This is a genomic window from Streptomyces colonosanans, assembly GCF_001866645.1.
GTDB classification, from domain to species: Bacteria; Actinomycetota; Actinomycetes; order Streptomycetales; family Streptomycetaceae; genus Streptomyces; species Streptomyces colonosanans.
The window spans coordinates 57,954-69,066 of sequence record NZ_MLYP01000083.1 but is presented as its reverse complement, the minus strand read 5'-3'; the positions used below and the strand labels follow the sequence as shown (position 1 = coordinate 69,066).

10 protein-coding genes are annotated in these 11,113 nt (G+C 70.6%); 8 read left to right on the top strand and 2 right to left on the bottom strand.

All coding sequences use genetic code 11. The annotated features are described in order from the left end of the window. Nucleotides 1-84: 84 nt before the first annotated feature. Nucleotides 85-1,032 carry an N-acetylglucosamine kinase gene (locus BIV24_RS27815; protein ID WP_071369225.1) on the bottom strand — a complete coding sequence of 316 codons (948 nt, stop codon included), beginning with the start codon at nt 1,030-1,032 and terminating at the stop codon, nt 85-87. A 212-nt stretch (nt 1,033-1,244) separates the two neighbouring features. Between BIV24_RS27815 and BIV24_RS27810 the strand changes: the two genes are divergently transcribed. The 5 genes from BIV24_RS27810 (at nt 1,245) to BIV24_RS27795 (ending at nt 7,119) form a co-directional block, all read left to right on the top strand. Beyond that, nucleotides 1,245-2,192 carry a MurR/RpiR family transcriptional regulator gene (locus tag BIV24_RS27810; RefSeq protein ID WP_071369224.1) on the top strand — a complete coding sequence of 316 codons (948 nt, stop codon included), beginning with the start codon at nt 1,245-1,247 and terminating at the stop codon, nt 2,190-2,192. Between the two features lie 174 nt (nt 2,193-2,366). Beyond that, nucleotides 2,367-3,503, top strand: a complete 1,137-nt coding sequence (locus BIV24_RS27805; protein ID WP_071369223.1) for a CaiB/BaiF CoA transferase family protein — start codon at nt 2,367-2,369, stop codon at nt 3,501-3,503. After that, nucleotides 3,503-3,670, top strand: a complete 168-nt coding sequence (locus BIV24_RS34615; RefSeq protein ID WP_177198836.1) for a hypothetical protein — start codon at nt 3,503-3,505, stop codon at nt 3,668-3,670. The genes BIV24_RS27805 and BIV24_RS34615 overlap by 1 nt, the downstream gene beginning before the upstream one ends. Before the next feature lie 21 nt (nt 3,671-3,691). Beyond that, nucleotides 3,692-4,906 (top strand): acetyl-CoA C-acetyltransferase, encoded by a 1,215-nt coding sequence (locus BIV24_RS27800; RefSeq protein WP_071369222.1) that lies wholly within the window; start codon nt 3,692-3,694, stop codon nt 4,904-4,906. 32 nt (nt 4,907-4,938) lie between these two features. Then, on the top strand, nt 4,939-7,119 hold the full coding sequence (locus tag BIV24_RS27795; protein ID WP_071369221.1) for a 3-hydroxyacyl-CoA dehydrogenase NAD-binding domain-containing protein: 2,181 nt from the start codon (nt 4,939-4,941) through the stop codon (nt 7,117-7,119). Nucleotides 7,120-7,173: 54 nt separating this feature from the next. Here the strand turns inward: BIV24_RS27795 and BIV24_RS27790 are convergent, their stop codons facing one another. Beyond that, nucleotides 7,174-7,881 (bottom strand): MerR family transcriptional regulator, encoded by a 708-nt coding sequence (locus BIV24_RS27790; RefSeq protein WP_071369220.1) that lies wholly within the window; start codon nt 7,879-7,881, stop codon nt 7,174-7,176. A 272-nt stretch (nt 7,882-8,153) separates the two neighbouring features. On the opposite strand from BIV24_RS27790, the gene BIV24_RS27785 reads away from it, so the two are divergent. From BIV24_RS27785 to BIV24_RS27775, 3 genes are read left to right on the top strand one after another with little or no spacing between them, the layout of a single operon-like run. After that, nucleotides 8,154-9,620 (top strand): amino acid permease, encoded by a 1,467-nt coding sequence (locus BIV24_RS27785; protein ID WP_071369219.1) that lies wholly within the window; start codon nt 8,154-8,156, stop codon nt 9,618-9,620. Nucleotides 9,621-9,663: 43 nt separating this feature from the next. Further along, complete coding sequence (locus BIV24_RS27780) at nt 9,664-10,152, top strand: macro domain-containing protein (RefSeq protein WP_071369218.1); 489 nt, start codon at nt 9,664-9,666, stop codon at nt 10,150-10,152. Then, nucleotides 10,149-11,093 carry a PfkB family carbohydrate kinase gene (locus BIV24_RS27775; RefSeq protein ID WP_245766960.1) on the top strand — a complete coding sequence of 315 codons (945 nt, stop codon included), beginning with the start codon at nt 10,149-10,151 and terminating at the stop codon, nt 11,091-11,093. Before BIV24_RS27780 ends, BIV24_RS27775 begins: the two co-directional genes overlap by 4 nt. Nucleotides 11,094-11,113 lie beyond the last annotated feature (20 nt).

Below are 11,113 nucleotides of genomic sequence, written 5' to 3'. Positions count from 1 at the left end.
GGCTTGCTCCTGTGAGAAGGGCGTCGGCGTGGGGAGACCGCCGGGGGAGGGGCGGGGGGTAGGGGCCGGAAGGAAAGCGGCTGATCAGCGGTGCCGCAGGCGGGTGACGAACGGTTCGTGCGGGCCGCTGCTCCGCAGGGCCAGCAGCCGTGCACCGTCGAGCGGATCGCCCAGAGGCGACCGGAGTTCCAGGACGTGGTCGGACGCGGTGAGGGCCGCGGTGAGCGGATCCAGCAGCGGCGCGCCGAGGTGGATCAGGCCACCGGTGACGGCTACCGGGACCGGACCGCCGCCGATCCGGCGGACGGCGGCGAACACCGCGTCGGCCAGGGCGATGGCGGCGGCACGCATGATGTCGGCGGCGGTGGAGTCTCCGCAGGCCGCGGCCCGGGAGACGGCAGGGGCGAAGGCGGCGGCGGACCGGGCGGGGTTCCCACCCTGCGACACGGTGGCAGGCAGTCGTTCCAGTGCGCCGTACTGGTCGATCGCGGCGGTGCGCAGCGCGGTCTCGGCACCTCGGCCGTCGTGAGCCCGCAGCGCCGCACGCAGTCCCGCCAGACCGATCCAGGCACCGCTGCCCTCATCGCCCAGCCACGGTCCCCAGCCGTCGACGAGCGCGAAGGCACCCTCGGCGGCGGCGACGGTCACCGCGCCGGTCCCGGCGGCGAGGACCACACCCGCGTCCCCGCCCAGAGCCCCGGCATGTGCGGTCACCGCGTCACTGGTGACCGCGACCTCCTCGGTGGGCATCGTGTCCAGCAGGCGCTGTGCCAGCTCGCAGGCGGCATCCGGCGCGGCGGCCGCACCGGCGGCCCCCACACAGACGGCACGCAGCCGCTCGACCGCCGCGTCCTGAAGGGCCGCGTCCGCCGCGTCGCGTACCGCTGTCTCCGCCGCGAGAGCCCCTTCGGGAGAGGCCAGGCCCGGTGTTCCCGGTACCTCGCGTGAAGAGCGGGGCTCACGGGCGCCCTCGGTCCAGACCGCGGCACGGCACCCGGTCTTGCCAAGATCCACAGCGAGCACAGCAGTCATGGGCACGCTCTCTTCTCGGGGAAGTGGAAGCGGGACATGGGAAACGGAGCGGGCACTGGAGACGACAGTGCTCTGGTGCGGTGCCGAGTATCAGAAGATCAAGCTGCGCATGTCAATAAGTAACCGTCTCGCTTTACTCGTGGTTATTTTTTGACGCGCCGCTGTGTCACCCGCCTACACTGCACCCGTCCCGTACGGCCCCGGAGGAGCACATGGCCCACACGACGGCATCCCCCGACTCGGCAGGAACCATCCGCGAGTCGCCCTCGGCCGACCTCCTGGCGGACATCCGTGGCGCCCTGCCGATCCTGGCCCCGGCCGAGCAGCGCGTGGCGGAGGCGGTTCTCGACGACCCCGCCCAGGCCGCCAGGCTCTCCATCGGCGCGCTGGCCGGACGCGCCCGGACATCGGTGACCACCGTCATGCGGTTCTGCAGGGCCATCGGCCTGGCCAGCTACTCGCAGCTGCGGCTGGCACTGGCCGGTGCCGCTGCCCGCGAGGACGCCCTGCGCGGTGACCGTGCCTGGACCAGTACGGACATCAGCGCCACCGACTCGCTCCAGCAGATCGCCGAGAAGATCATCTACAACGAGGCGCGCTCCCTGGAGGAGACCGGCGCCAAGCTCGATGTGGCAACCCTGGAACGAGCGGTCGACGCGGTGGCCGGCGCCCGGCGGATCGACATCTTCGGGGTGGGCGCGAGCGGGTTCGTCGGCCAGGATCTGCACCAGAAGCTGCACCGGATAGGCCGGATGGCCTTCATCTGGACCGACGTCCACGCCGCGCTCACCGCCTCCGCGCTGCTCGGTCCCGCCGACGTCGCCATCGGGATCTCCCACTCCGGCACCACGGCCGACACCATCGCGCCGCTCCAGGCCGCGGCCGAGCGCGGTGCGACGACGATCGCCCTGACGAACTTCCCGCGCTCTGCGATCGCCGAGAGCGCAGACCTGCTGCTGACCACCTACGCGCTCGAGGCCCCCTACCGGGTCGGGGCCACCGCCAGCCGCATCGCCCAGCTGGCGCTCGTCGACTGCCTGTTCGTCGGCGTGGCCCAGCGCACGTACGACGACTCCACCGAGGCGCTCAGCGGGACCTGGGGCGTGATCCACGACGGCGGCACCCGCCGCCTGCCCCCCACGCCACCGGCCGACTGCTGACACCCGCCACGAGCCGCAACGACCGCGAGGGGCAGGACCGCCTTCGGTGTGGTATGAGACGGTTTGAGGGCCCGAATGGGACTAAGCGCTTGCTCGCCGGGGTATTGCCCGGACTGCAACACGTTCTTAACATCACTGATGTCACATCGGTTGTGTCACAGAGCTGGGGGCTTGATGGCAGTGGCAGGGACACCCGGGCACGGCCCGCTCGCGGGCGTGCGTGTCGTCGAGCTGGCGGGCATCGGGCCCGGCCCGTTCGCCGGGATGCTCCTTGCCGACCTCGGCGCCGACGTGGTCCGCGTCGACCGGCCGGACGGCCCGGGACTCGGGATCGACCCCGCGTACGACGTCACCAACCGCAACAAGCGTTCGGTCGTCGTCGACCTGAAGGCCGAGGACGGCCCGGTCCGCGTCCTGGACCTGGTCGAACGTGCGGACATCCTCATCGAGGGCTACCGCCCCGGCGTGGCCGAACGCCTCGGTGTCGGCCCCGGGACCTGCCACGCGCGCAACCCTGGGCTCGTCTACGGTCGTATGACCGGCTGGGGCCAGGAGGGCCCCCTCGCCCCGCGCGCCGGACACGACATCGCCTACATCGCGCTCACCGGAACGCTCGGCATGATCGGCGACCCCGACGCGCCGCCCACCGTCCCCGTCAATCTCGTCGGCGACTACGCCGGCGGCGCGCTCTACCTGGTCGTAGGTGTCCTCGCCGCCCTGCACCACGCGCGCGTGACGGGCGCCGGGCAGGTCGTGGACGCGGCCATCGTCGACGGCGCCGCCCATCTGGCCTCGATGATCCACGGCATGCTCGCTGCCGGCGGCTGGCAGGACCGCCGCGGCGCCAACCTCCTCGACGGCGGCTGCCCCTTCTACGGCACGTACGAGACCGCCGACGGCCGGTACATGGCGGTCGGCGCCCTTGAACAGCAGTTCTACAAAGAGTTCGTGGAGCTGCTGGGCATCGGGGACCAGGCCCCGGCCCGTGAGGACGCCGCCCGCTGGGGTGAGCTGCGGGAGGCGGTCGCGGCCCGCTTCAAGACGCGCACCCGTGACGAGTGGACCCGGGTCTTCGAGGGTTCCGACGCGTGTGTGGCCCCCGTCTTGTCGCTGCGTGAGGCCCCGTCGCACCCGCACCTCGCCGCCCGCGGCACCTTCACCGACCACGAGGGCATCACCCAGCCGGCGCCTGCGCCCCGCTTCTCGGTCACGCCCACGTCGGTACGCAGCGGGCCGGCGCGGCCGGGCGCGCACACCGCGGACGTGGCGCGCGACTGGGACGTACCCGGGCTCCTCCAGGACGGCGACTGATGCGGCTCCCGACGCTTCTCGACCACGCCGACCCCCACCCCCGGCAGGCAGCGGATGAGGCCGCGGGCCCGGAACACCGTGCCGCCACCGACGGCCGCATCCAGAACATCCATGGCAGGACCGCCGAGATCATGGAAGAGATCATCGGTCGTTCCCCGCTTGGCTGACCCTCCCCGAAAGGCTTACCAGTGAGCACCGAAGCGTACGTGTACGACGCGATCCGCACCCCGCGCGGGCGCGGCAAGGCCAATGGCGCCCTGCACGGCACCAAGCCCATCGACCTGGTGACCGGACTCATCCACGAGGTACGGCGGCGGTTCCCGGACCTCGACCCCGCCGCCATCGACGACATCGTCCTCGGGGTGGTGGGCCCGGTCGGCGACCAGGGCTCCGACATCGCCCGTATCGCCGCGATCGCCGCCGGACTGCCCGACACGGTCGCCGGCGTCCAGGAGAACCGCTTCTGCGCGTCCGGTCTCGAAGCCGTCAACCTGGCCGCGGTGAAGGTCCGTTCGGGTTGGGAGGACCTGGTGCTCGCGGGCGGCGTCGAGTCGATGTCGCGAGTGCCGATGGCCTCGGACGGCGGCGCCTGGTTCGCCGACCCGATGACCAACATGGCTACCAACTTCGTGCCGCAGGGCATCGGCGCCGACCTCATCGCCACCATCGAGGGCTTCTCCCGGCGGGACGTGGACGAGTACGCGGCGCTGTCCCAGGAGCGCGCCGCGGTCGCCTGGAAGGAGAGCCGCTTCGAGAAGTCCGTGGTGCCCGTGAAGGACCGCAGCGGGCTCGTCGTCCTCGACCACGACGAGCACATGCGGCCGGGTACGACCGCCGACTCGCTCGCCAGGCTCAAGCCGTCGTTCGCGGACATCGGCGAGCTGGGCGGTTTCGACGCGGTGGCGCTGCAGAAGTACCACTGGGTCGAGCAGATCGAGCACGTCCACCACGCGGGCAACTCCTCCGGCATCGTGGACGGCGCGGCGCTGGTCGCGATCGGTTCCAAGGAGGTCGGCGAGCGGTACGGGCTGCGGCCGCGGGCCCGGATCGTCTCGGCGGCGGTGTCCGGCTCCGAGCCGACGATCATGCTGACCGGGCCCGCGCCCGCCACGCGCAAGGCGCTCGCCAAGGCGGGCCTGACGATCGACGACATCGACCTGATCGAGATCAACGAGGCGTTCGCCGCAGTCGTGCTGCGGTTCGTGAAGGACATGGGGATCACGCTGGACAGGGTCAATGTCAACGGCGGCGCCATCGCCCTCGGCCACCCGCTGGGCGCGACCGGCGCGATGATCCTCGGCACCCTGGTGGACGAACTCGAGCGGCAGGACAAGCGGTACGGGCTGGCCACGCTGTGCGTGGGCGGCGGCATGGGCATCGCCACCATCGTCGAGCGCGTCTGACCTTCCCCAACGGATCCTACGGAGCACCCCTGATGACACTCGAGTCCACCACCATCCGCTGGGAGCAGGACGACACCGGCATCGTCACCCTCGTCCTCGACGACCCCCGCCAGTCCGCGAACACCATGAACCAGGCGTTCAAGGAGTCGATCGCGGCGATCGCCGAGCGTGCCGAGGCCGAGAAGGACTCCATCCGCGGCATCATCTACACCTCGGCCAAGAAGACCTTCTTCGCCGGCGGCGACCTCAAGGACATGATGAAGGTCGGCCCGGAGGAGGCCCAGCAGGCCTTCGAGACCGGTGTGGCGATCAAGAACTCCCTGCGCCGCATCGAAACCCTCGGCAAACCCGTCGTCGCCGCCATCAACGGCGCGGCCCTGGGCGGCGGTTACGAGATCGCCCTCGCCTCCCACCACCGCATCGCCCTGGACGCCCCCGGCTCCAAGATCGGCCTCCCGGAGGTCACCCTCGGTCTGCTCCCGGCGGGCGGCGGCGTCACCCGCACCGTGCGCCTGATGGGCATCACCGACGCCCTGCTCAAGGTTCTGCTCCAGGGCACCCAGTACTCACCCCGGCGCGCCTTGGAGAACGGCCTGGTCCACGAGGTGGCCGGCACCCGCGAGGAGATGCTGGACAAGGCCCGCGCCTTCATCGACGCCAACCCCGAGTCCCAGCAACCCTGGGACAAGCCGGGCTACAAGATCCCCGGCGGTACGCCGTCCAACCCGAAGTTCGCCGCCAACCTGCCCGCCTTCCCCGCCAACCTGAGGAAGCAGTTGAACGGCGCCCCCTACCCGGCACCGCGCAACATCCTCGCGGCGGCCGTCGAGGGCTCCCAGGTCGACTTCGAGACCGCCCTGACCATCGAGGCGCGCTACTTCACCGAGCTGGTCACCGGGCAGACCGCGAAGAACATGATCCAGGCGTTCTTCTTCGACCTCCAGGCCGTCAACTCCGGCGCCAACCGCCCGCAGGGCATCGAGCCCCGCCAGGTCCGCAAGGCCGCGGTCCTCGGTGCCGGGATGATGGGCGCGGGCATCGCCTACGCGTGTGCCCGCGCGGGCATCGAGGTCGTCCTGAAGGACGTCTCCGCGGAAGCGGCCGCCAAGGGCAAGGCCTACTCCGAGAAGCTGTGCGCCAAGGCGGTCGCCAAGGGGCGTACGACGCAGGAGAAGGCGGACGGGCTCCTCGCCCGTATCACCCCCACCGCCGAGGCAGCCGACCTCGCGGGCTGCGACGCCGTCATCGAGGCCGTCTTCGAGGATCCGGCGCTCAAGCACAAGGTGTTCCAGGAGATCGAGCACATCGTCGAGCCCGACGCGCTGCTGTGCTCCAACACCTCGACCCTGCCGATCACCGCGCTCGCCGAGGGTGCGGAACGGCAGGCCGACTTCATCGGGCTGCACTTCTTCTCGCCCGTCGACAAGATGCCGCTCGTCGAGATCATCAAGGGTGAGCGGACCGGCGGCGAGGCGCTGGCGCGCGCCTTCGACCTGGTACGGCAGATCAACAAGACTCCGATCGTCGTCAACGACTCCCGCGGTTTCTTCACCTCCCGCGTCATCGGCCAATTCATCAACGAGGGTGTCGCCATGGTCGGCGAGGGCATCGAGCCCGCTTCCGTCGAGCAGGCGGCGGCGCAGGCCGGCTACCCGGCCAAGGTGCTGTCCCTGATGGACGATCTGACCCTCACTCTGCCGCGCAAGATCCGGAACGAGACGAAGCGGGCCATCGAGGAGGCGGGCGGTACCTGGACGTCGCATCCGGCCGAGGCCGTCATCGACCGCATGGTCGACGAGTTCGGCCGCACCGGCCGCAGCGGCGGCGCCGGCTTCTACGAGTACGGCGAGGACGGCAAGCGCGGCCGGCTGTGGCCGGGCCTGCGGGAGCACTTCACCAAGCCGGGCCACGAGATCCCGTTCGAGGACATGCAGGAGCGCATGCTGTTCTCCGAGGCGCTGGACACCGTCCGGCTCCTGGAGGAAGGCGTGCTGACGTCCGTCGCCGACGCCAACATCGGCTCGATCTTCGGGATCGGCTTCCCCGGCTGGACCGGCGGCGTCCTGCAGTACATCAACGGATACGACGGCGGCCTCGCCGGCTTCGTGGCCCGCGCGCGGGAACTCGCCGAGCGGTACGGCGAGCGGTTCACGCCGCCCGCGCTGCTGGTGGAGAAGGCGGAGACGGGGGAGCGGTTCACCGACGCGCGCTGATCCGGGACCACGGGTACCCGCCGGGGCTTTCGGCCCCCGCGGGTACCCGCCGGGTCATTGGTCCTGCGCGAGCCGTGCGAGCCACTCCCGCAGTTCTTCCTTCAGGGAGCGCTGGAAAGTGGTGAGCAGGGCCTGAACCACCAACGGGTGCATGTGCGCGGACAGGGACCTCACGGCCGTGGGGTCGCGCTCGGCCACCGCGTCGCGGAACAGCCGTGACAACTCGTGCGCCGCGGCCCGGGAGTGCTCGATCAGCACGGTGCGGGCGGCCAGGACCGTCTCATGGGTCAGCGGGACGCCGATCAGCTCGACACCGAGGCGCAGCAGCCCGGGGTCCATGCGGAAAAAGTCGCCCGCCCGCTCGACGACCCCGAGTGCCGCCAGCCGTTCGAGTTCGTCCTCGTCCAGCGTCCGCCCCGCGCGCCGTTCCAGCTCCTCCCGTGACACCGTCTCCACGGCCTCCGGAGCCCAGGAGGCCACTACGGCCCGCTGGACCGCCAGGTCGCGCGCGGTCAGGTCCGCCGGCAGCTGCCGCAGATACCGCTCGATCGCGGCCAACGTCATGCCCTGGCGCTGCAACTCGTCGATGAGCGCCAGCCGGGCCAGGTGCTGCGGCCCGTAGTGCCCCACGCGCCGCGGGCCGATCACGGGCGGCGGAAGCAGTCCCCTGGCGCTGTAGAAGCGGATGGTGCGGACCGTGACACCCGCACGCGCGGCCAGTTCGTCGACGGTGAGCGTCGGCTCCTCGGTCTCGGTCGTCATGTGCAGCAGTATTGCTGTCCCACCATTAGTGTGAAACCTCTTCCGGCTCTTCCATGGCCACGCGACCATGAGCCGAAAGTCGCATTCCGGACATTTGGCGACCATGCGGAGAACGTGTGAGAAGTCCCGCTATGTGACGTGCGTTATCGCGGTGGGGGCGGTCTCTGGGGGACGGTGGTCCATCGAGCTGTGCCACAACGGTGTGGCCGAACCGAGGCACATCGGACACCCGCGCACTTCTGCGCAGGGCGCACCAGAGAGTAGATCCACGCGTGAGCAAGGACGTCGTGAACACGGCAGCGGCCGCATCCCGCACCGATGCGGCCCGACAGCCCGCCGACGCGGGCGACGCCGGGTACAGCAAGGACCTCAAGGCCCGCCATATCAACATGATCGCGATCGGCGGTGCGATCGGTACCGGTCTCTTCCTCGGGGCCGGCGGTCGGCTGCACAACGCGGGTCCTGCCCTGGCGCTGGCCTACCTGGTCTGCGGCGTCTTCGCCTTCTTCGTCGTCCGTGCCCTGGGCGAGCTGGTCCTGTACCGGCCGTCGTCCGGGTCCTTCGTGTCGTACGCACGTGAGTTCCTCGGTGAGAAAGGCGCCTATGTCGCCGGCTGGATGTACTTCCTCAACTGGTCGACGACCGGCATCGCCGACATCACCGCCATCGCGCTCTACACGCACTACTGGAGCTTCTTCACCTCCATCCCGCAATGGGTGCTGGCCCTGATCGCCCTCGCGGTCGTCCTGGCCGTGAACCTGATCTCGGTGAAGATCTTCGGCGAGATGGAGTTCTGGTTCGCGATCGTCAAGGTCGCCACGCTGGTGGGCTTCATGCTGATCGGTATCTTCCTGCTGGTCACGCAGCACCCGGTGGACGGTTACAAGCCGGGCCTGAGCGTGATCGCCGACCACGGAGGCGTCTTCCCGCACGGGGTCATGCCCGTGGTCATCGTGATGCAGGGCGTGATTTTCGCCTACGCGGCCCTGGAACTGGTCGGCGTCACCGCGGGTGAGACCGCCGCGCCGGAGAAGGTCGTCCCGCGTGCGGTGAACTCGATCATGTGGCGTGTCGGCCTGTTCTACGTCGGCTCGGTGGTCCTGCTCGCGCTGCTGCTGCCGGGCTCGGTCTACTCCGCGGGCGAGAGCCCCTTCGTCACCGTCCTGTCGAAGATCGGCGTTTCAGCGGCCGGCGACGTGATGAACCTCGTCGTCCTGACCGCCGCGATGTCCTCGCTGAACTCCGGCCTCTACTCCACCGGCCGCATCCTGCGCTCCATGGCGATGGCGGGCTCGGCGCCGAAGTTCACGGCGAGGATGAACCGCAGCCAGGTCCCCTACGGCGGCATTCTGCTCACCTGCGCGGTGTGCGTGCTCGGCGTCGGCCTGAACTTCCTCGTGCCGAGCCAGGCCTTCGAGATCGTGCTGAACGTGGCCTCCCTCGGCATCATCAGTACCTGGGTGATCATCATGATCTGCCATCTGGTCTTCGTCCGCCGCGCCAAGGCGGGCCTCGTCACCCGGCCGTCCTTCCGACTGCCCGGCAGCCCGGTCACGGAGATCGCGACCATCGCCTTCCTGGTGGCCGTGCTCGTCCTGATGTGGAACGACCCCGAGATCGGCCGCAAGACGCTGCTGCTCCTGCCCGTGATCGCTGCCCTGCTCGTCGGAGGCTGGTTCGCGCTTCGCCGCCGGCGCTCCGAGGCCGAGGACCAGGAGCTGACCGAACTCACGAAGTAGCAGGTCACGGGCCACTGTCAGTGGCGGCGCCTAGGGTGGCGCCATGTCGGAGATCACGTATATCCGGGGTGACGCCACCGTTCCGTCGGGCGGGGGCGTCAAGGTGATCGCCCATGTCTGCAACGACATCGGGGGCTGGGGGCAGGGCTTCGTGGGAGCCGTCTCGCATCGCTGGCCCGAGCCGGAGGCGGCGTACCGCGCCTGGTACCGCGACCGCGCGGTGAACGACTTCGGTCTGGGCGCCGCGCAGTTCGTCCAGGTCGAGCCGTCCCTGTGGGTGGCCAACATGGTCGGACAGCGGGGGATACGCCGGGGCGGCAGGGGGGCGCCGGTGCGGTACGAGGCGATCGACATGGCGCTGGAGCGGCTGGCAGGCAAGGCCGCCGATCTTGGTGCCTCCGTCCATATGCCGCGCATAGGGTGTGGCCTGGCGGGCGGTACATGGTCCCGCGTGGAGCCGCTGATCACCGAGCGGCTCGTCAAGCAGGGGATACGGGTGATCGTGTACGACCAGGGGGAGGGGCGGCCGTGAGCCGACCGGGGGGAACAGTGCAGCGGCACCGCGACATCGACGTACTCGTCCTCGGCGGGGCCGGTGTGGACACCATCGTGTACGTCCCGGGGCTGCCGCTCCCGTACACCGACAGCTACATGATCGAGCCCGGGATCCGGACCAGGGCCGGTCAGACCGGCGACTTCGTGGCGCTCGGCCTGACCGCCCTGGGCCTGCGCACACACCACCTCGACATGATCGGCGACGACCCCGAGGGCGACCTGGTCCGCGCACTGCACCGCGACCGGGGCATCGCGCTCACCGCGGTTCCCCAGCCCGCCGGCACGAAGCGCGCGGTCAACCTCGTCGGCCCGGACGGGCGGCGGCTGTCCCTGTACGACGCGAGCCGCTCGCACGTTGAGGACCGGTTCCCCGAAGCGACGCTCCGTGCCCTGGCCGAAGCCGGCCGGCATGCCCATGTCGCGATCACCCACCCGTGCACCCCCGCCCTGCCCGTGCTGCGTGAGGCCGGTGTGCCCCTCTCCACGGACCTGCACGACTGGGACGGAGAGAACCCATACCACGAGCCGTTCGCCTACACGGCGGACATCGTCTTCCTGTCCACGGCCCGCCTCACCGACCCCGAGCGGACCATGCGGCGCATCGCGGAACGGGGCCGGGCCGAGGTGGTCGTCGCCACGGCCGGCGCGCAGGGGGCTTATCTGCTGGCCGGCGGTGAGCTGACTCGCATACCGACCGCGGCGCCGCCCGCCCCGGTAGTGGACTCCAACGGTGCGGGCGACGCCTTCGCCGCCGCCTTCCTCTTCGGTCGCCTGAGCGGCGAGCCCGCGTGGCGGTGTGCCCTGTACGGAGCGGTGGCCGGGGCGTACGCCTGCACAGTGCCGTCCACGCAGACGGACGCGCTGGACCGGGACACGCTGCTGGCCCGCGCCGCCGAGCTGGAGTCCGCCACGCGGTGAGGCGGCCCGGGGCAGTGCCC

What these genes read in the sequence shown, in the direction of transcription:
- BIV24_RS27815 (WP_071369225.1), bottom strand. Translation starts at nt 1,032, where the DNA reads ATGACTGCTGTGCTCGCTGTGGATCTTGGCAAGACCGGGTGCCGTGCC.
- BIV24_RS27810 (WP_071369224.1), top strand. Translation starts at nt 1,245, where the DNA reads ATGGCCCACACGACGGCATCCCCCGACTCGGCAGGAACCATCCGCGAG.
- BIV24_RS27805 (WP_071369223.1), top strand. Translation starts at nt 2,367, where the DNA reads ATGGCAGTGGCAGGGACACCCGGGCACGGCCCGCTCGCGGGCGTGCGT.
- BIV24_RS34615 (WP_177198836.1), top strand. Translation starts at nt 3,503, where the DNA reads ATGCGGCTCCCGACGCTTCTCGACCACGCCGACCCCCACCCCCGGCAG.
- BIV24_RS27795 (WP_071369221.1), top strand. Translation starts at nt 4,939, where the DNA reads ATGACACTCGAGTCCACCACCATCCGCTGGGAGCAGGACGACACCGGC.
- BIV24_RS27790 (WP_071369220.1), bottom strand. Translation starts at nt 7,881, where the DNA reads ATGACGACCGAGACCGAGGAGCCGACGCTCACCGTCGACGAACTGGCC.
- BIV24_RS27780 (WP_071369218.1), top strand. Translation starts at nt 9,664, where the DNA reads ATGTCGGAGATCACGTATATCCGGGGTGACGCCACCGTTCCGTCGGGC.